This is a genomic window from Microbacterium trichothecenolyticum, assembly GCF_030818955.1.
GTDB classification, from domain to species: Bacteria; Actinomycetota; Actinomycetes; order Actinomycetales; family Microbacteriaceae; genus Microbacterium; species Microbacterium trichothecenolyticum_B.
Map to the genome: position 1 here is coordinate 3,222,958 of NZ_JAUTBF010000001.1, position 20,043 is coordinate 3,243,000.

The window sequence follows — 20,043 nt, forward strand, 5'->3', positions numbered from 1 at the left end:
GTGAAGCTAGCAAACAAGCGCCGACTGTAGCGAGTACGACGCCTACGCAGCACTATCTCGCGCTAGATCATCGATGAAGGATGAGACGCGGACCTCATACGATTGCCAAGTGTACTTACTCGCTGTCCTAGTAGCGTGGTGCCCGACCCTCAGCGCTATTGATCGATCATCATAAATCCTGGATATCACCTGCGCTATCTCTACTGATGAGCCGGCTTGCACTATCCAGCCGTCTCGGTCGTGCGCGACTATGTCACTACCAAATGTTCTATCGGAGAGGATAACTGGGGTGCCCGACTGCATGGCTTCAATCGCAACCAGCCCAAACCCCTCGGCGAGACTTGGTAGGGCTAGAACATCCGCCGATGCCATCAGGCGTGCAAGTTTGTGACGTGGCATGGGGCCAAAGAACTCTGTATTTGAATACTTCTTCTCGATAAAAGTTCTCGTCTCGCTTGATATCGGCCCGGCAATGGTCAGGCCTGCAACCTTCGGGCCCAGTTCTCGAATCGCGTCGAGAAGGTAGAATATTCCTTTACGTTGATTCACCTGCCCTGCAAAGATCACGCGAATTGGGCCGGAGCGATTATTTTTCTTGGAAAAACTATCTCGCATCTCAGCCTCATCTAACAATCCTGGGTCCGCGCCAAGGCTCATCACCTCTACTCGAGCTGCGGAAACTCCACTTTCGATGAAAGTTCTCTTGGCGAATGAGCTAGGGACAATAATCTTGTCGGCCAGGGATATTTCCTCCTCGAGGACATCGCGGCGCTGAGCGGTCAAGTCATGTCCTTGTAAGAAGCGCGCCCATTCAGGGTTGAGAAGGGCTTCCTCGGATAAGAAATTCTTCATCCAATCATGATGAGCAATCGGATACAGGAGAACTCGATACGAGTCGTGTGCGGCACGGAATGCCCCCAAGGCGGACGTGTATTGTCCGACAACGACATCTGGCCGGTGTCGGGTGACCCACTTCTCGGATGCAGAACGAAAGCGCTGCATCCGCATCTCGATCTGATCCTCGGTTGCCCCTTGCGCTCCCAAAGGAAGATGCTCGCGAAGTGCCTGGACCCTGGCTTTCCCGATGACGCGGAATCGAGCGATATCAGTCGGAAGTTGGCGCCTGAGCAGGGTTTCGGAGGTGCTTCTGTGCAGGCTTCCAGCTGCCTTCGCGGCCCTCATGATGAGCGCGTCGGAATGCCAAGTGGTCGATGTGAGGTAGTCGCACCGGCCGCGTAGGCGCTGGATCGCCGACGCCCAATACACAGGTTCCGGGTGCGTACCAGAATTTAGAACGACTGATCTGCCGTTGCCCGCGATCGAGTCGAGCAGAGCTTCATTGTTAGCACTCATCCCAGTAGCCTTTTCTCTCTGCGTAGCGCGATGATGTAACCGAAGCCCCATCCGATAAGCCCAAGTGCGGACGAAGCGATCGCAACGGCTCCGATTGGGTCATCGAGAGGAACGGGCAATCCGATCGCAACGGCCCAGCTCACCGATAGGGAGAAGGCCACCACCGCGATTCGTATGTAAACGCCGATAATTTGATATCCCAAGGCGGATGATGCGGCCGCGATGGGGCTTGTCCACGCCCCGAAAAGCGCGGCAATTGAAAGTATTGCGACGACCCGAGCGGAAGAGGACCAGGGCAGTTCGGCGAGAAACATTATTGCGGCGAATGCGATGCCAACATAGATGACGGTAGCGAGCAGAAGGACACGAACTCCTCGCCTCACCTGCCCACGTAGGTTTTCTATTCCCTCAATCGAGGATAGTCTCCAACTGCCAAGGCTGAAGGAAGCAATAAGCGATGTGTTGACTATGTTGAGGGGGCCCAAGGCCGTCTGTAGAACACGATAGATCGCGGCGAGAGGGGTCGTCAAAGTCAGGGTGGCTATAGCCATTGGCACAAGATTTGCGATGACCGACATGAGATTATCGAGGCCGCTCCATCGGCCCAATTTTATGGTTCCTCTCAGCGGAACTTGCCTTGCGAACGATGGTGTTTTGCGCCTTAGTATCAACGCAGTCCCGGCAGCGGCGATGGATGCGCTTGTGGACCAGCCTATTGCAAACGCTATCCATGAGGGCTGAAATGCGATAAGGATACTTGTGGGCGCGAGGGTGAATATGAAAAATCCATCCATCACGACGGAGAATTGCGGGCTGTCTCGAGAAATATAGAAGTATCTTACGAAGTCCATTCCAAGGCTGGAGATGACGAAGAATGTGGTAATAAGCGCTACCGTCAGCCAGTTTTCGCTTGCCCCCATTACGAAAGGACAGGTAGCGATCACTGGAGCCGCGAAAGCGGGGATGGAGACCCAAGCCCATCTACCCGGCATTGAGGCGGGAACGCCCAGTTCTCGGCGGGCCGCTAAAGCGGGGGCGAGCAATGTCGCTCGTTGCACAAGGATGGCACTCGATGCGAATAGTTGAAGCATCGCGAGCGGCACGAGGCTGCTCGGTCCTAACAAGCGAGACCCGGCGATGAGGAGGGCTGAATTTGTCGCCGCGGTCAGCGAGCTATCAACTGCGATCCAGAAGCTCGGTCTTTTGGGTAATTCGGAGAGGCGGTGCCTCATACTCATGCACGCGACCTTTTCTGTGAAGAATTTCGGGATCGTGAAACCTTTGCTCTGAGGATCACTGGTGCCGATAGCGCTTTGAGGGGTAGCAGATATTACATTCGTTCAGTGCATTGTTTTTCGAAGAGTGTAAAGCTGGGTCTGTCTAACTTGTCTTCGGGGAACCCGAAGAACTTGGGCGTCGAAATGGAGACAATGTCGGTAAGTTGACGCAAACATCTACTCGCGGATCATACCATGGGAATCGCTCGCGCGGCTTGTGTGTGAAACGTGGTGCTCTCTGTCAAGTATTCTCGATGGGGTGTATGAACCGTGCGCCCGTGACATGGATAGGTGCTTTCGTACATACTCCCAAAGCTGCAGTTCGCGGCGATTGGCACCCGGATTACCTGCCATGCGCAGTACCTGTTGTGCGAGCGGGGTATACAGCCGACGGTTTGTGCTGAGGAGGCGCCAATTACGCGATAGCTCGAGCTGCGCGTGCGTGCATCTTTCGGTAGTTCTGTACCTCACGTAAACGCTATCGCAGAGAAGTACAAGGTTTTACGTTCGCGGGCTTCGCCCGCTGGGCGAACGTGGAACTGCTTACCCGTCACTTGATGCAGGTAGGCCTCTGAGGGGGCTGTGCGTGTGAGGGCAGTGGTGGACCGAACGGGCCCGTCGCCGATCACTGGTCGCTTATCAGCGGTTCTCTCATTGCGGATTCGCCTGGAGTGCGACGAGAAACGTTCCAGCAAATTTAGCAGGAGTGTGCTTCAGTATTTGTGGTGAAGAGATCGGTCCTCGCCACGCTTCTTTCGCCAGGGCGAGGCTTGTGGCCAGACTTGGCGCATCCGTTTTCGCTACGAACACGCCGGGCATGTCACGCACGCTGAGGGCGACGCCCGCGCGGTCGCTGACGACCACGTGCCGTCCTGCCGCGAGAGCCTCGTTGATCACGAGGCCCCATACTTCTTCGTGGGAGGGGAGGACGAGGGTGTGGTGGGCTGCCAGGAGCGATGGAAGGTCCTGGTATGCAACGTTGCCCGTGAAGCGGATCGATCCTGTCTGATCCTCTTTTCTGGCGAGTGACTCTAAGTCTGCGCGCCTGTCACCGGCGCCCACGACAGTCAGGCTATCTCCAGGTGCAGCGCATCGCGCGAAGGCACGGATGAGCCCGTCCACGTTCTTTCGTGTGATGAGTTGTCCAATGTAGATGAAGCGGTGGCCGCTGCCGAGGGGGGCGCGGCGGGCAACGGCCGCGAAGCGGTCGACATCTACCGCGTTGAACCCTTCAATGATTCTGTCGGGGCGGACTCCGAGAGTCCGCAGGGCATCTGCCGCCGCGACACCCGGCACGACGACCGCATCCATGCTCCGGAAGAAGCGACTTCGAGCGCGAGCGATTGCTCCGGACTGATGGTGCTGGGACATCCGCGTCGACTCATAGAAGCCGACACGACGGACGCCGTTGCGTTTCGCCGCTAGAGATACTTGCCAGCACGCTGGCGATTCCCACGCGCCGAGGAGTACAGCATCGGTCGATGCCACAAGATCGCGGGCCGACTCACGCAGCGCGTAGTACTGGCGCTCGCCGCGACCGACGGAACAGGTTCGAAGATGCCCGATGTCGAGACCGCTGGAACGAGCGCGCACCGCGGTCCACTCTGCGGAGCGTCGAGCTTCCGCAAGAAGGGTTTCGTCGGGCTGCAACAGCCTGATCTTGAGTTCGGCGCGCTCCGCGAGCGCTTCCCACACGGGAACGCGGTACGGAGCAGCGTTGTTTGTGATCCAGAGAATTCTAGTAGGCCTAGTCGTGGACGACGACATGTGCTCTCCTGCTCAACCCTGACGGGCGCGAGAGGGGCTCGGTCGCTCGAGCGGACATCGGGTGATGTCTCGCCAACGCACTAACCCGGAGTGCTGCTGGATTTTCGAGCCCACTACGTCAAGGACCTGACGAAAGTGTACTGCGATTTTTGTCTATGTCGTGCGCGCCGCGTCCATTAGGCGAACTGATCGATCGGCCGAGCGTCGTTGGTGATGTTTTCGAATGCTCGTGGCGGACGTATCGTCAAATCGCGGAGCACGTGTCTTTAAAGAGCAAGCATGTGTCGGACTCCCGTGCGGAAGTTGGTGACCATGCCATCGATACTCGGCGCGGGAGGCCAGCTGGTGTCGGGGTGCTCGAGAGCCCCCGCGGAGGCGGCGATCATGGCGTCGGCGAAGGCGAGTGGATCGTCGGCCGTGATCTGCACCTGTTCGCCCTCGATGAGGTATTCCAGCTCGGGAGCGTGCCAGGGCCAGTCGGTCGTGATGAGGGGAGTGCGCGCCGCGAGGCAGTCGACAGCGATGAGGCCGACTCGCCCGGGATTCACGACGGCCTCCGCACCGACCAGCACCGCGGCCTTGTCGGCGGCGGCGCCGTATCCGAGCATGCTCACCTGTCCCCGGGACGCAGCTCGATCGAGTACCCCGGCTTGGCCGCCGAGCCCCAGGACGACGACATGGACGTCTGAACCGCGCTCGCGCACGATGTCGAGCGCATGTGCGAGGAACGAGATTCTCTTGCTTTCGTCGAGCCCGCCCACGTACGCCAGGTAGGGGCCGTCAGGAACCCCCCGTTCACGAAGCTTTTGCCGGGCCGTGGTGCCTGTCAGGGCTGCAACCTCGCGTTCGAGTTCGGCGGAGTCGATGCTGTTCATCGTCGTCGTGATGCGATCGGGCGTGACGCCGGCTCTGCGGGCGAAGGCGGCACCGCTCGGCATGTACGCGAAGACGTGGTCGGCTCGGCGCAGTTGCCAGCGTTCGATGGCGCCGTCGAGAGCGTTGAGCGGGGAGGTGTACGACGCGATGTGGCCCCAGACGCCCACCTTGCGGTCGTTGCGTCGGAGGAGGGCCGACAACGCGTCGAGCGAGGTGCCCTGATAGGGCACGATGACGGCGTCGGACCCGCGCCACAGCTTGCGCGAGGAGGTGAGAGACAAGTGACGGCGTCCTACCGCGAGTACTCGGGATTCGACGGTTTCGAGCCACGGGGCGGACGCCGCGTCCTGGCGTTCAGCCTGAGCTCCGGTCGGCGAGCCGGCAATGACACGAAGCCTTACACCGTCGGCATGGAGCGCATCGGCGAGACCGTCGAAGAAGGGCACCCGGTAACGAGGAACGTAGGGCTGAACGATCGAGAGCTCATCCATCTTTCCCTCCTCGGGTGGCGAGGACGTATTCGTTCTCGAGGGTGGCTGCGACCGCTGCGATGTCGAGCTCGCTGCTCACGTAGCGCTCAGCACCCTCGCGAAGTTCCTGTGCGCGCATGGGCGACGAATAGATGAGGTGCACGGCGTCTGCCATCGCCGCCGCGGATCCGTCGGTGACGATCGCTGCGTCGTACCGCTCGCACGTCTCAGCAATCCCGAGTGATGCCGTGGTCACGACGGGGGTGCCCGCGTTGAAGGCTTCGAGGATAGACATCGGGAACACCTCGTTGACGGAGGGGAGGACGTATACCCGAGCTGCCGCCAGGGCCTGGGCCGTCTCGGCGGGCGGGAGTGCCCCTGCCCACGTCAGACGTTCGCCCATCCCCGACGCGGCGATGGCGGCGGTGACCTTCTCGCCCTCTCCCTCGTCGGGACCGAAGATGCGGAATGTCGTGGTGGGAAGCCGTTCCGACAGTGCTCGGGCCATCTCCACGAAGACGAGGGGTCGCTTGCGCTCGTGCAGTCGAGCGAGAAAAACCACCTCGTCGGGCCGTCCGTCATATGCCGGCATCGGTGCCGGTTCGACGCCGTTCGCGATGGCGACGACACGTTCACTGCGAGCGAGGGCGGAAAGATCGGACCGTTCATCGTCGGTGAGAACGAGCCACGCGCGAGCACGACGCAAGACCCGGCGCGTCGCGGCGAGGTCGAGGACCTTGGCCAGCAGGCGGTCGGACGCGTCGACCATGCCGTGCGTCTGGACGACGTAGGGAACGCCGCGTGCTCCCGCGAGAACGGCTGCGGGGAGCGTGGTCATGTCGCGAGCCAGGTGAATGTGGGCGACATCCGTCGAGGCGAGATCACGGGCGAGCACGCGGCGCATGCCATCGGGCCACAGCGTGGCGAAACCGCCGAAGGGGGCGAGGCGCCGCACGGGAAAAGTTCGCAGTCGATATCCGTCTTGCGCGGCGTCGACCACCTCGTCGCGAGGAGAGCCGGCGTAAACGGTGACGTCGTGCCCTTTGTCGGCCAGCGCTTTCGCCTGTGCAAAGGCGACCCGAGTCGGCCCCCCGAAGGCCCCGTCCGACGAGCTGTATGTGACGACGTGTGCGATCTTCACTCGTCCACCGCCTCCTGCGGGAAGCGCGGGCCGAGCGCGACGATGGGATTCCCGCCCCAGACCTCCCCGTCGGGCACGGTGCATCCGTCCACGAGGCTCAGCGGCCGGATGAGCGCACTACGGCCCACTCGGCTTCCGCCTAGCACGACGCATCTCGACGTCACCCACGCCCCCGCCTCGATGTGGATGGGGCGGGTGATGAGCGCCATGTCGCGACGATGCGCATGGCTGCCAGTCGTGAGGAACGTCTCTTGCGAGATCACGACGTCGTCGCCGACGTACACGTGGTCCTGGTTGTGGAACCAAACCCCTTCGCCGACCCAGGAGCGATCACCGATATGCAGTTTCCAGGGGAACTTGACGCGCGTACGCGGCCGAAAGACGACGCCACGGCCGATCTGTGCTCCGAATGCCCGCAAAACGCGCACCCGCAGACTCGAACTGATCTGCCACGGATTCGTCACGACGAGCAGTTCGCAGACAGCCCAGAGGTAGACCTGCCACGTGGGGCGACCCCATGCCGCTCGCTCTCCGGGCGCCCGAGATAAGTCAATAACCGGAATGTCGCTCACGATCTCCTCTTCCTCGTAACGATGGCTTAATGCGCGTTCCTCGTAACGGTGACGTAATCGCGCGGGGGTAGTCTCAGCAGTGTGCAGCAACCCCCACAAACATTAGTTTTCGGGCTGAACTACCCTCCGGAGACTACGGGAATTTCCCCGTACACCGGTGGCATGGCTGAAGGGCTCTCCCGCAGCGGGCATCGGGTGCGTGCGGTGACCGCGCATCCTCATTATCCTGACTGGAAGATCGCGCCGGGTTACGGGCGCTGGTCACACCGCGAACATCTCCGCGGTGTTGACGTCGAGCGCCTCCTGCACTTCGTTCCGGCGGATCCCTCCGCGCTCCCGCGAGCAGCCTCGGAAGCATCCTTCGGGGCTCGTCAGATGCTCACGCGGTGGGGCCGACCCACAGCGATCGTCGCCGTCTCGCCGGCGCTCATCTCGTCTGCTTTCGTGCGGCTTCGATCGCTGATCACGCATCGCAAGACTCCCTTCGTCGTCTGGGTGCAGGATCTCTACGGCGTGGGCATGACCGAGATGGGGCGTGGTGGTGGGGTCTCAGCGCGCGTCATTTGCTCGATCGAGCGGTGGTTGCTGCGCTCCGCGTCGATGGTCGTGGTGATTCACGACCGGTTCGCCGATCGCATCAACGTCGATTTCGAGGTGCCGCTGACGCGGATCGCCGTCATTCGTAACTGGACGCACTTGCCGCCCCTTCCTGCCATCGATGTTGCCGCTGTGCGCGAGTCGTACGGCTGGGCCGCCGACGAGACAGTGATCGTGCACACCGGCAACATGGGCGGAAAGCAGGGCCTTCACCACATCGTCGACGCGGGCCGCCTCGCCCATCGACGCGGTGAGCGCGTTCGTTTCGTGCTCGTCGGCAAAGGCTCACAGCGCGACTCGCTGAAGGAGCGCATCGCACAGGAGCCCACGACCACGGAAATGCTGCCGCCGCTCGACGACGCCGCGTTCGGTGCCATCCTTCAAGCCGCTGACGCACTTCTCGTGAACGAGCTGCCGGGCGTTGCCGAGATGTCCGTGCCCAGCAAGCTGACGTCATATTTCGCCTCGGGTCGCCCCGTGCTCGCGGCGACCGATGCCCTCGGTATCACGGCGCAAGAGGTGCGTAACGCCGACGCGGGGATCGTCGTCGCTGCGGGTGATCCCGAGGCCATTCTCGAAGGCGCCAGAGCTCTCGCTGCCGACCCCGAAGAAGGTGCACGGCTCGGCGAGAACGGCAAACGTTACAGAGAGACCGTGTTGAACGAAACATTCGCGATCGAACGATTCGATAGTCTGCTCGCGGAACTGACCGGTGTGGCCGCCGCCGTGAAGACTCCTGGGTGACCTTTCTTCTCATTTTCTGAACGGTAGAAACTACGTGACTAAACGCGCTCTCATTACGGGCATCACCGGACAAGACGGCTCCTACCTCGCCGAGCTTCTTCTCGCCAAGGGCTACGAGGTGCACGGCATCATCCGCCGCGCCTCGACCTTCAACACCCACCGCATCGACCACCTCTACGTCGACCCGCACGACCCCGAGGCGAAGCTCTTCCTGCACTACGCCGATCTCTCCGACGGCACGCGTCTGACCACCTTGGTGGCGGAGATCAACCCCGACGAGGTCTACAACCTCGCAGCGCAATCCCACGTGCGCGTGTCGTTCGACGAGCCCGAGCACACCGCCGACACCACCGGCACGGGCACCATCCGACTCCTCGAGGCGGTGCGCCTGTCGGGGATCGACACGAAGTACTACCAAGCCTCCACGTCGGAGCTCTACGGAGCGACGCCGCCGCCCCAGAACGAAGAGACGCCGTTCTACCCGCGCTCCCCGTACGCCGCGGCCAAGCTCTACAGCTACTGGATCACCAAGAACTACCGCGAGGCATACGACATGTTCGCGGTCAACGGCATCCTGTTCAACCACGAGTCCCCGCGCCGCGGTGAGACCTTCGTGACCCGCAAGATCACGCGCTCGGTGGCCCGCATCAAGGCCGGCCTCGAGAAGAACCTCTACCTCGGCAATCTCGACTCGATCCGCGACTGGGGCTACGCCGCCGAGTACGTCGAGGGCATGTGGCGCATGCTGCAGGCCGACACCCCCGAGGACTTCGTGCTGGCGACCGGTGTCGGCTACACGATCCGTGAGTTCCTCGAGACGTCGTTCGGTCACGCCGGACTCGACTGGCAGGAGTTCGTGAAATTCGACGAGCGCTACCTGCGCCCCACCGAGGTCGACGCCCTCATCGGAGACCCGAGCAAGGCCGCCGACAAGCTCGGATGGGTGCCCTCGGTCAACGGAGAGCAGCTCGCGAAGCTCATGGTCGACGCCGACATCACCGCCCTCGAGAAGGGCGCCGACTGGATCGATACGGTGCAGCTGCCGACGTGGACCAACGCCGACCTCGTTGGAGCCCGCGCGTGACGACCGCCGTCGACGGCGTCGAATACACGCCGCACGAGCTCGACCGCGACGCGACGTTCTACGTCGCCGGGCACCGCGGGCTCGTCGGCTCGGCCATCGTGCGCAAGCTCCAAGCGTCGGGCTTCGACAACATCGTCGGCAAGACGTCTGCCGAGCTCGACCTGAAAGATCGCGACGCCGTGTTCGCCTACGTGGGCGAGACCAAGCCCAAGTACGTGGTGCTGGCTGCGGCGAAGGTCGGTGGCATCCTGGCGAACTCGACCTACCCGGTCGACTTCCTCAGCGACAACATGCGCATCCAAGTCAACGTTCTGGATGCCGCTCTCGCCAACGACGTGGAACGCGTGCTGTTCCTCGGCTCGTCGTGCATCTACCCGAAGTTCGCCGAACAGCCCATCCGCGAGGACTCGCTGCTCACCGGTCACCTCGAGCCGACGAACGACGCATACGCGATCGCCAAGATCGCCGGCATCCTGCAGACCCAGGCCGTTCGTCGCCAGTACGGACTCCCGTGGATCAGCGCCATGCCGACCAACCTCTACGGCCCGAACGACAACTTCTCGCCGCAGGGCTCGCACGTGTTGCCGGCGTTGATCCGTCGTTACGACGAGGCGGCGGCGTCGGGAGCGCCGAGCGTCACGAACTGGGGCACGGGAACCCCGCGTCGCGAGTTCCTCCACGCCGACGACATGGCCGATGCGTGCCTGCACCTCATGGAGCACTACGACGGACCCGACCAGGTCAACGTCGGCACGGGCTCCGACGTGACCATTCGCGAGATCGCCGAGACCATCGCGCGCGTCACCGGGTTCGAGGGCGAGACCGAATGGGACACCTCGAAGCCCGACGGCACGCCGCAGAAGCTGCTCGACGTGTCGAAGCTGGCGGAGGCGGGCTGGACCGCGAAGATCTCCCTCGAAGAGGGCATGGAACGCACCGTGGCCTGGTACCGCGACCACGTCGGTTCACTGCGGCAGTAGATGTTCCGGCACGTGGTGCTGTTCCGGGTCCGTGACGAGGTCGCGGACCCGGAGATATCGGCGGCGCTGACGGCGCTCCGCGCGCTCGGGGGCCAGCCGGGCGTGCTCTCGTGGGACGTCGCGCTCTCGCTCGATACACGCAAAGGGCGGGTCATCGTCGAGGACGGGACGTTCGTCGACCGCGCGGCGTTCGCGCAGTGGCGCGAGAGCGACGAGCATGCTCGGGTCGCGGGGCGTATGGCGGGAATCAGCGACTGGTGGGTGGCGGACTGGGAACGGAGCTGACGCCGCCGCATCTCGGCATCCGTTCCTGAGCCGTCCCGCCCCGAGGCATCCGACAATCTTCCTCCCGCGTCGACGAGCGATCGCGCGACGCGGACGACGGCTTCCCTGTCGTCGCCGACAGGGCGCGTCTTTCATTCTCAGAGGCTCCGGCCGCATTCGTGCGGTCGGAGCCTCTTCGCGTTGTGCCGTCCCGGATTTCGGTGCCGTAAACAGCGTGTAAATGAGCCGCGAGCCCCTGGATCTCGTCGATGTGCGACCTCTACTCTCATCACAAAGCAAGAATCCTATTGCACATTATGAGAAAGAAGGCGGCAGATGGCATCGTCCGGTATCCGCGCGCAGGGCGTCGAGATGACGTTCCGTGCCCGGGGGCAGTCGACCACCGTGCTGGAGAGCCTCGACATCGACATCGCCCCCGGCAGCTTCGTCTCTCTGCTCGGCCCGTCGGGATGCGGCAAGAGCACGTTGCTGAAGATCCTCGGCGGCATCTTGGCGCCCACCGCCGGAACCGTGCAGATCGGGGGAGTGGATGCCGCTGACGCCGTGCGCCAGCGTGAGATCGGTCTCGTCCTTCAGCGGCCGGCGCTGCTGCCGTGGAAGACCGCGCGTCAGAACGCCGCCCACCTGCGCCAGATCGCTCGCGGAAACAAGAAGGCCAGTCTCGCGGCGGCCGACGAGGCCCTCGAGATGGTCGGACTCTCGGCCGCCGCCGATCGACTCCCGCACGAGCTGTCGGGCGGAATGGCCCAGCGCGTCTCGATCGCCCGCGCGCTCGCGATGGACCCCTCGATCCTTCTGATGGACGAGCCCTTCGGGGCCCTGGATGCCATCACCCGCGACCAGATGAATGAAACCCTGGCACGGATCTGGGCGGCGACGGGCAAGACGATCGTCTTCGTCACGCACTCCATCTCCGAGGCCGTCTTCCTCTCCGACGTCGTCCATGTCATGGCCGCCGGCCCGGGGAGAGTCGTCGAGTCGCTCGACATCGAGGTCGCCCGCCCACGCACGGACGCGTCGTTCGCGCTCCCCGTCTTCGGCGAGCACACCACCCACCTGCGCGAGTTGCTGCACCCGTCCGAGAAGAAGGAGGTCGCCTGAGATGACCGGAGTGATGGAACGCCCGCGGATGCGCTCGGCCGCGTCCGGACGTGCGTGGTCGCTGGCGTGGCCTCCGCTGCTGTTCGTCGCCTTTGCGCTCGTGCTCTGGGAGGCGGCGGTCATCGTCCTGAAGGTGCCGCCGTACGTGCTGGCCACCCCCTCGCAGATCGCCGGCGAGATGATCTCGGCGGCCCCTCTGCTGTTGCAGGCCGCCTGGATCACGACGCAGGAGGTGCTGTGGGGCTTTCTGATCAGCGTCGTCGTCGGCATGCTGATCGCTCTCGTCGTCGTCCGCTTCCGGTGGCTCGACCGGGCGGTCTACCCGCTCATCGTGCTGTTCCAGGTCGTGCCGAAGGTCGCGCTGGCCCCGATCTTCATCCTGTGGTTCGGGTACACCCTGACCCCGAAGCTCGTGCTCATCGTCGTCATGGCGTTCTTCCCCATCACCCTCAACATGGTGCTGGGTCTGCGACGCATCGACGAGGACCAACTGCTGCTCATGCGCTCGGTCGGCTCGACACGCAACCAGATCCTCTTCCAGGTGCAGGTGCCCACGTCGCTGCCCTACCTCTTCGCCGGTGCTCGCATCGCCATCACCCTCGCCGTCATCGGCGCCGTGGTCGCCGAGTTCGCCGGTGCGCAGAACGGCCTGGGGTATCTCATCCAGTTCTCGGCGACGCAGCTGGACACCCCGAGGATGTTCGCCGCGCTGATTCTCGTGTCGCTTCTCGGTCTCGCGTTCTACTACCTCATCGCCCTCGCGGAGTTCGTCGTCGCCCGACGTTTCCCCCACATCTCGCACACCGCGGACTGACACCGCCCGCGTGTCCCACCGTTCCGGCATCCATCCAATTCCACCGCCGTAACAGCAGTACCCGATAGCGCTCCACCACACCTACCCGCCGAGGCCACCTCGGCGTGTGATTCAAGGAGAGACATGCGTATTCAGACCCTGCACCGCACAGCCGTGGTCGCCCTGCTCGCCGGTTCGCTCGGCCTCGCCGGGTGCTCGGCGGGGGCTCCCGCCACCGACGGAGATGCCTCCGCCGCTCCGGCAGACCTCGACCACGTCAAGATCCAGCTCGATTTCCAAGTCCGCGGCCTGCACTCCGTGTTCTTCGTCGGCAAAGAGATGGGCTTCTTCGAAGACGCCGGCATCGCCGTCGACTCGATCACGCCCGGCAAGAGCTCCGGCGAGACGCTTCAGGTGGTGTCGAGCCTGACCGACACCATCGGCGTCGCCGACCTGCCCACCCTCGTGCTCAACCGCTCGAAGGGTGTACCGGTGAAGGCGGTCGCGGCCATCAACCAGTACTCGCCCATGGCGATGTGCTCGCTGAAGGACAAGCTGCAGCTGAAGAGCCCGCAAGACCTGAAGGGCCACTCGATCAGCGTCCAGGCAGCCGGCTCGACGTACCTGTTCACCAAGTCCCTGCTGGCCGTCAACGACATTCCCGAAGACGCGCTGACGTACCTCACGGTCAACCCGCCGTACGAGTCGTACCTGTTGACGGGTCAGGTCGACGTCGTCCCCTGCTACAAGGATGCCGAGCTGACCATCCTCGCCGAACACGCGGGAGGCGAAGACAAGCTCAGCGTGCTCGACGGCGCGAAGTGGGGCTACGAGGCCTACGGCACCGGCATCTTCGCCTCGGACGCCTTCATCTCGGAACACCCCGACACGATCGCGAAGTTCGCCAAGGGATTCGCGAAATCTCTTCAGTACGTGATCGACAACCCCGAGAAGGCGGCCGAGATCACGGCGGCCTCCTCTCCGGAGCTCTCCGGCAACGTCGCTCTCTACCAGGCACAGATCGCCGCCGACATCGCGGACTCGTTCACGAGCCCCACGACCGACGCTCACGGCCTGGGCGCGATGTCGGATGAGCAGTGGAAGGCCACCATCGATCTGCTCGCCGCCCAGGGGCAGATCACCACGACACCGTCGGTCGACGACGTGCGCGACGACACGTTCATCGCCGAGGCACACACCGACTGAGCCGGCCGGGGCGGCGCGCGGTCGTCGCGCCGCCCCGGACCATCGCACTCGCGGAGAAAGAGAGACACCCCATGACCACTCGTCATGCCGAAATCGCCGGCGCAGGCTTCGCCGGCCTGACCGCCGCCACCGCGCTCGCGCAGCGGGGATGGTCCGTGCGCGTTCACGAGAAGGCGCCCGAACTTCGGACCGAGGGCGCGGGAATCGTGCTCTGGAACAACAGCCTCCAGGTGCTCGACGCCATCGGGGCGACGCACGATCTCATGTCGAAGTCGATGACGCCGCCGGCGTACGAGACCCGCATGAACAACGTCATCCGCTCGCAAGAGACCCTCGACGGCATCAGTTGGCGCACCCTCACCCGACCGCACCTGTTCGCGACGCTGCTGTACGCCGCCCGGGAGGCGGGCGTCGAGATCGTCGCGGGCTCCACCGTGCGCTCGGCCACTGCCGACGGCGAGGTCACCCTCGCCAGCGGTGAGAAAGCGACGGCAGACGTCGTGATCGGCGCCGACGGCGTCGGGTCGGCTGTGCGCGACTCGCTCGCCATCCCGCTGGAACGGCAGCGATCGCGCGACGGGATCACCCGCTTTCTCGTGCCGCGCCGCAAGGAGCAGCTGCAGGCGCTCGAGCCCGACACCGAGTGGGACAACGTCATCGACTTCTGGAACCTCGAGCCGCGGGTTCTGCGTGTGCTCTACACGCCCGCGAACGACGACGAGCTCTACATCGCGCTGATGGCGCCGGCCGACGACGCCGCCGGATCGCGCGTGCCGATCGACCTCGAGCTTTGGACCTCGGTCTTCCCGCAACTCGCGCCCGTGCTCGAAGCGGCGGCCACCGTCCCCGGCAAGTACTACGGCTACCAGACCACGCGCGTCGAGTCGTGGACCCGCGGCAGGGTCGCGCTCATCGGCGACGCGGCGCATGCGATGTGCCCGGCACTGGCGCAGGGAGCCGGATGCGCGATGCAGAACGCGTGGACGCTCGCCGTCGCCGCCGACGAGACCTCGGACGCCGCCGCGCTTCCTGCCGCCCTCGAGCGCTGGGAGCAGCACGAGCGCCCCTTCACCGATCGCTGTCAGGACCGTTCCCAGCACTACGCCGACACGCGCGAGATGGCCAACGGCAATCAGTTCTCGGGCGACGTCGTCGAGACGGCGCTCTACAACCCCACCGACCCCCGACGCCACGAGGTGCAGCACGCATGACCGCCTTCTCCGCCTACGACGTCCGCGCCTGGCACTCCTTCGTACAGGAGAGCACCGCTCGCCGTGGACCCGACCCCGACCTTCCCCTCGTGAAAGCGGCCGTCGCCGTCGTCATCGCCAACCCGTTCGTCGGCCGGTGGGTGGAGGATCTCTCGCCCCTCACCGCACCCAGCGCCGACCTCGGCACCGAGCTCGGCCGCCGGGCCGTGGCCCTGCTGGGCGGACGACCCGTCGAGAGCTACGGCAAGGGCGGCCTCGCGGGCCTCGACGGTGAGCAGGAGCACGTGGTCGCGTGCGTGACCACGGTGTTCGGAAACGCCTTCCGCGACGCCGTCGGGGGAGGGCGCGCCTGGATCTCGTCGGTGACGAAGACGGCTTCGGCCGGAAGCCCGATCGACATCCCCCTGGCTTTCAAAGACGAGGTGTACGTGCGCTCGCACTACGACGCGATCACGATCGCCCTCCCCGACGCCCCGCGCCCCGACGAACTGGTCGTCATCGCCGCCGTCGCCACCGGGGGGCGGGTCAACGCCCGGGTCGGGGGCATGACCGTCCAGGAAGCGCTCGCCGCGGGCGACTGAGACCCCTACCCGAACAGGAGCACGACTCGTGACATACACCCATACCGCCTATCTGGAAGACGGCTCGATCGCGGCCACCCTGGCCGATCTCGCCCGCGCCCACCGCATCCTCGAGCTCGAGGGGCACGGCGACATGTCGATGGGACACCTGTCCTACCGCGACCCGTTCGGGCGGGGACTCTGGCTCAAGCGGGGCAACCTCGCGCTGAGCGAGGTCGAGCAGGACGATTTCATCCTCATCGACTTCGACGGCGCCGTGCTGGAGGGCACCGGGCTGCGCCATCTCGAGTGGCCGCTACACGCCGAGATCATGAAGGCGCGGCCCGACGTCAACTTCGTCGGGCACTCCCACGCGCACTTCTCCACGGTGCTGGGCGCCAGCGAGGAACCGCTGAAGCCCTACAACAACCACGGCGTGTGGTTCGCGTACGAGGGCGTTCCGCGCTTCACGCAGACCAGCCACATCATCACGACCGTGCCGCTGGGTGTGGCCGCCGCGCAGCACATCGGAGCGGCGCAAGCGCTCCTGCTCGCGAACCACGGCATCGCGTTCGTCGGGTCGACGGTCGCGGAGGTCACGCTGACGGGGATCTTCCTCGAGAAGGCCGCGCGTTTCCAGGTCGACCTGCGTGCCTCGGGCTTCGCCCCGATCGAGCCCGACCCGGAGGAGACGAAGGAGAAGTTCGATCGCATCTACCCCGCGAAGGCGCAGCACAACTTCTGGACTTACTTCAACCGTCGACTCGATCGTGTCGAGGCCCTGCAAGGGATCGGCATCTCGCAGATCAGCCTGCCCCCGGGCGTCTGACAACCAGAGAAAAGGAATGACCACATGAGCACTCTCCCCGCCATCGCCTCCGTCATCGGGTCGGGCACCATGGGACCCGGGATCGCCGCCACCCTCGCCCGCGCCGGCGTCGCCGTGCGCGTGTACGACATCTCCGATGAGGCGATCGCTCGCGCGACGGCCATGGTCGACGTCGTCCAGGGCGTTCTGGATGCCGTGGGGACACCGCCCACGGCCGGCGGATCGGTCTCTTTCGGTACCGATCTCGCGGAAGCCGTCGCCGACAGCGAGCTCATCATCGAGGCCATCCCCGAGCGCCTGGAGCTCAAGTACGCGTTGCTGGCCGACCTCGAGAACCTCGTGGGCGATGACGTCATCATCGCGTCCAACACCTCCGGCATCCCGATCTCCACCATGGCGGAGAAGATGCGCGTTCCGGGGCGCTTGATCGGCATGCACTGGTCGAACCCGCCGCACCTCATCCCCATGATCGAGGTGATTCCCGGACGACAGACCGACGAAGCGCTCGTGGGCGTCCTGGTGTCGATGGTGGAGGCCTTCGGGTACGTGCCGGTGGTCGAGAAGGAGATCCCCGGGTTCGTCGAGAACCGCGTGCTCTACGCGGTGCTGCGCGAGTGCCTGGCGCTTCTGGAAGAGGGCATCGTCACCCCCGAGGGCCTCGACGCGTGCGTCAAGTGGGGGATCGGATACAAGCTGTCGGTCGTCGGTCCCACGCGCCTGCTCGATATGGCCGGCCTCGACATCTACAAAGCCGTCTCGAGCTATCTGAACGAGGACCTCGCCACCACCTCGGGTACCCCCGCCCTCATCGAGGACAAGATCGCCGCGGGTCGGCTCGGGTTCAAGTCCGAGGGCGGCATGTACGACTACGGCCCGGGCGAGGTCGACGCCACGCGCAAGGACATCCTCACCGGCCTCATCGCGGCGCGAAAGACGCTGTCGAGCATCCCGGTCGTATGACCGGGGTCTCGCGGCGCACCGGGGGCACCGTCCCGATCGCGTACGACGTCGCGGGGACCGGCCCCGCGGTCGTGCTGCTGCATGGAACGTCGGCGAGCCACGCCGTGTGGGATCCCGTCGTCGATGTGCTCCGCACCAGCGCGACGGCGATCGCGCTGGATCAGCGCGGGCACGGTCGCAGCGCCAAGCCTCCGGTCGGATACGCGGCCGATGACTTCGCGGCCGACGTCGTCCACGTGCTCGACGACCTGAGCCTGGAGCGCGCCGTCGTGGTGGGGCACTCGCTCGGGGCGCGCAACGCGTGGGTCGCGGCGGCGCGGTACCCCGACCGCATCGCGGCCGCGGTGTGCGTCGACTACACGCCCTTCGTCGCCCCGGCGGTGCTGAACGACCTTCGCGACCGCGTCGCCGCGGGCCACCGTGCCTTCGCCGACATTGACGAGGTCGAGGAGTACCTCGCCGCGCGATATGTGCGCCTGCCTCCGGATGCCGTCGCGCGCCGCGCCCGTGCGGGGTACCGCCGTGACGCGGACGGGCGCTGGTGGCCGTTGGCCGACCCCTCTGCGATGTCGCACCTGATCGACGGATTCGGTCGGGAGTGGGCGGAGGAGTTCGAGGCCGCGGCCGTGCCGATGGTGCACGTGCGCGGCGTCGACAGTCGGATCGTGGATCACGACGCCTGGGATCGCGCGCGACGCCTCCGTCCGCGGGATCGATGGATCGTCGTCGACGGTGCAGACCACTACGTGCCCGAGGAATGTCCCGATCTGGTCGCCGCCGAAACGCTCGACCTTCTGAACGCTGTTCTCCCCTCATCCATCTGAAGGAACTCTCATGCCCCTGTTCATCGACAAGCTCGCCGTCTCGAGCCCGGATTTCACACCCCTCTCGCGCATCGACGACCGATTCACCGCCGAGGGCGGCCATGCCGTGCCCCGCCTGCGCTTCGAGGGCGCGCCCGAGGGCACGGTCGAACTGGCCCTCATCTGCCACGACCCCGACGCCCCTCTTCCCCACGGATTCACGCACTGGGTCGTCTACGGCATCCCCGCGGATGCCGAAGAAGTCGACCTCGATGCCGACGGGGTGCGCATGGCCCCCAACGGTGCGGGATACCCCGTCTGGTACGGGCCGGAGCCCCCGGTCGGACACGGTGAGCACCACTACTACTTCTGGCTGTACGCGTTGTCGCGTCCGGTCGAGGGGACACCGACCCGAGAGGAGTTCCTGAATACCGCCGGGGATACGATTATCGAGCAGGCGCGAACGGTTGCCACGTATTCGCGATGAGCGACGCCACCTTTCTCGCGGTGAGCGACGCCAGCTTTGTCGCCGGGGGCGAAGGGTGAAGATGGGAGACGACGTCAACGAGCACAGCGCGACGGCCACAGCCGTGCCCGTGGTCGAGGCTCGCACGAAAGGAGTCGACAGCGCTCGCCGCGCCCTGCAGATCCTTCTTCGATTCACCGAGGACACCCCCGAGCTGACGGTCGACGCCCTGCGCGAGACCTACGACATCTCGCAGGCCAGCGCCTACCGCTACGTCTCGCTCCTGCGCGAGATGAACCTGGTCGAAGAACGGGCGAAGGGCATCTTCGTGTTGACCCCTCGGGTCGCTCGGCTGGGTCGCGTCGCCGAAGGGTCCTTCGACTATCGCGCCGTGGCCCAGCCGGTGGTCGCGTGGATGCGTGACCGCACCGGCGAGACGGCGCAGTTCCAGCGTCGCGTCAACGACGCAGCCGTGTGCGTCGCCGTTGCCGAGTCCGACCATCCGGTGCGGCTGTCGTTTCAGCCCGGGCACCCGATGCCCCTGCACAGCGGTGCCGTGGCCAAAGTACTCCTGGCGTTCCAGCCGGTCTCGGTGCGCACGACCTACCTCGACCGTCTGCGACCGCACCTGGCCAAGGCCGCACGATCGCAGTTGGAGCGCGATCTGGAGACCATTCGAGAGACGGGTTACGCGCAGAGCGCGGGCGAGGTCGACGAGGGCGTCTGGGCGTTCGCCGCGCCGGTGCGTTCCAACGACGTGCTGCTCGGAGCCGTCACCGTGGCCGCACCCGACTACCGGGTCAGCGACGCACGCAAGAGCGACATCGCCGCCGTCGTTCACGAGGGCGCCGCGCGCCTGAGCCGCATTCTCGAGGCCGCCCTCTGACGGAGTGAGCGGGTCGGTATGTGCCGCGTCGCTGAGGCCTTGCCGCCCGTGAGCGCCGAGGTAGCTCGGTGTTCTCTCCCTC

At 64.9% G+C, this 20,043-nt stretch carries 20 protein-coding genes; 14 read left to right on the forward strand and 6 right to left on the reverse strand.

Going from position 1 to position 20,043, the window contains the following annotated elements:
• Nucleotides 1-42 precede the first annotated feature (42 nt).
• The 6 genes from QE412_RS15175 to QE412_RS15200 all read right to left on the reverse strand — a co-directional run bounded on the left by QE412_RS15175 (nt 43) and on the right by QE412_RS15200 (nt 7,456).
• Entirely contained in the window at nt 43-1,404 is a 1,362-nt protein-coding gene (locus QE412_RS15175) for a glycosyltransferase family 4 protein (protein ID WP_307485725.1), read from the reverse strand.
• Complete coding sequence (locus QE412_RS15180; RefSeq protein ID WP_307485728.1) at nt 1,350-2,273, reverse strand: hypothetical protein; 924 nt, start codon at nt 2,271-2,273, stop codon at nt 1,350-1,352. Before QE412_RS15180 ends, QE412_RS15175 begins: the two co-directional genes overlap by 55 nt.
• Before the next feature lie 1,008 nt (nt 2,274-3,281).
• Nucleotides 3,282-4,325 (reverse strand): glycosyltransferase, encoded by a 1,044-nt coding sequence (locus QE412_RS15185; protein ID WP_307485731.1) that lies wholly within the window; start codon nt 4,323-4,325, stop codon nt 3,282-3,284.
• A 338-nt stretch (nt 4,326-4,663) separates the two neighbouring features.
• Nucleotides 4,664-5,764, reverse strand: a complete 1,101-nt coding sequence (locus QE412_RS15190; RefSeq protein WP_307485734.1) for a glycosyltransferase family 4 protein — start codon at nt 5,762-5,764, stop codon at nt 4,664-4,666.
• Nucleotides 5,757-6,884, reverse strand: a complete 1,128-nt coding sequence (locus QE412_RS15195) for a glycosyltransferase (RefSeq protein ID WP_307485736.1) — start codon at nt 6,882-6,884, stop codon at nt 5,757-5,759. The genes QE412_RS15190 and QE412_RS15195 overlap by 8 nt, the downstream gene beginning before the upstream one ends.
• On the reverse strand, nt 6,881-7,456 hold the full coding sequence (locus QE412_RS15200) for an acetyltransferase (RefSeq protein ID WP_307485739.1): 576 nt from the start codon (nt 7,454-7,456) through the stop codon (nt 6,881-6,883). Before QE412_RS15200 ends, QE412_RS15195 begins: the two co-directional genes overlap by 4 nt.
• Nucleotides 7,457-7,537: 81 nt before the next feature.
• Between QE412_RS15200 and QE412_RS15205 the strand changes: the two genes are divergently transcribed.
• The 14 genes from QE412_RS15205 (at nt 7,538) to QE412_RS15270 (ending at nt 19,961) form a co-directional block, all read left to right on the forward strand.
• Nucleotides 7,538-8,797: a glycosyltransferase gene (locus QE412_RS15205; RefSeq protein ID WP_307485741.1), complete on the forward strand. Its 1,260-nt coding sequence runs from the start codon at nt 7,538-7,540 to the stop codon at nt 8,795-8,797.
• A gap of 34 nt (nt 8,798-8,831) precedes the next feature.
• Nucleotides 8,832-9,881 (forward strand): GDP-mannose 4,6-dehydratase, encoded by a 1,050-nt coding sequence (gmd, locus tag QE412_RS15210; protein WP_307485744.1) that lies wholly within the window; start codon nt 8,832-8,834, stop codon nt 9,879-9,881.
• Nucleotides 9,878-10,861 carry a GDP-L-fucose synthase family protein gene (locus QE412_RS15215; protein ID WP_307485746.1) on the forward strand — a complete coding sequence of 328 codons (984 nt, stop codon included), beginning with the start codon at nt 9,878-9,880 and terminating at the stop codon, nt 10,859-10,861. Before gmd ends, QE412_RS15215 begins: the two co-directional genes overlap by 4 nt.
• On the forward strand, nt 10,862-11,146 hold the full coding sequence (locus QE412_RS15220) for a Dabb family protein (RefSeq protein WP_307485748.1): 285 nt from the start codon (nt 10,862-10,864) through the stop codon (nt 11,144-11,146).
• Nucleotides 11,147-11,461: 315 nt separating this feature from the next.
• Nucleotides 11,462-12,247, forward strand: a complete 786-nt coding sequence (locus QE412_RS15225; protein ID WP_307485751.1) for an ABC transporter ATP-binding protein — start codon at nt 11,462-11,464, stop codon at nt 12,245-12,247.
• Between the two features lies 1 nt (nt 12,248).
• Nucleotides 12,249-13,061 (forward strand): ABC transporter permease, encoded by an 813-nt coding sequence (locus tag QE412_RS15230; protein ID WP_307485752.1) that lies wholly within the window; start codon nt 12,249-12,251, stop codon nt 13,059-13,061.
• Nucleotides 13,062-13,184: 123 nt separating this feature from the next.
• Entirely contained in the window at nt 13,185-14,246 is a 1,062-nt protein-coding gene (locus QE412_RS15235) for an ABC transporter substrate-binding protein (RefSeq protein WP_307485754.1), read from the forward strand.
• Between the two features lie 71 nt (nt 14,247-14,317).
• The gene (locus QE412_RS15240) at nt 14,318-15,457 is read left to right on the forward strand and encodes an FAD-dependent oxidoreductase (protein WP_307485755.1); all 1,140 of its coding nucleotides are present in this window, start codon (nt 14,318-14,320) and stop codon (nt 15,455-15,457) included.
• On the forward strand, nt 15,454-16,038 hold the full coding sequence (locus QE412_RS15245; protein WP_307485756.1) for an amino acid synthesis family protein: 585 nt from the start codon (nt 15,454-15,456) through the stop codon (nt 16,036-16,038). The genes QE412_RS15240 and QE412_RS15245 overlap by 4 nt, the downstream gene beginning before the upstream one ends.
• Nucleotides 16,039-16,066: 28 nt before the next feature.
• Nucleotides 16,067-16,846, forward strand: coding sequence for a class II aldolase/adducin family protein (locus QE412_RS15250; RefSeq protein ID WP_307485757.1), 780 nt, complete (start codon nt 16,067-16,069; stop codon nt 16,844-16,846).
• 24 nt (nt 16,847-16,870) lie between these two features.
• On the forward strand, nt 16,871-17,806 hold the full coding sequence (locus tag QE412_RS15255; RefSeq protein WP_307485759.1) for a 3-hydroxyacyl-CoA dehydrogenase NAD-binding domain-containing protein: 936 nt from the start codon (nt 16,871-16,873) through the stop codon (nt 17,804-17,806).
• Nucleotides 17,803-18,630, forward strand: coding sequence for an alpha/beta fold hydrolase (locus QE412_RS15260; protein ID WP_307485760.1), 828 nt, complete (start codon nt 17,803-17,805; stop codon nt 18,628-18,630). Before QE412_RS15255 ends, QE412_RS15260 begins: the two co-directional genes overlap by 4 nt.
• A 10-nt stretch (nt 18,631-18,640) precedes the next feature.
• A complete protein-coding gene (locus QE412_RS15265) occupies nt 18,641-19,096 on the forward strand; it encodes a YbhB/YbcL family Raf kinase inhibitor-like protein (RefSeq protein WP_307485761.1) in 456 nt (151 codons plus the stop codon).
• Nucleotides 19,097-19,157: 61 nt separating this feature from the next.
• Nucleotides 19,158-19,961, forward strand: a complete 804-nt coding sequence (locus tag QE412_RS15270; protein WP_307485764.1) for an IclR family transcriptional regulator — start codon at nt 19,158-19,160, stop codon at nt 19,959-19,961.
• Nucleotides 19,962-20,043: the final 82 nt, after the last annotated feature.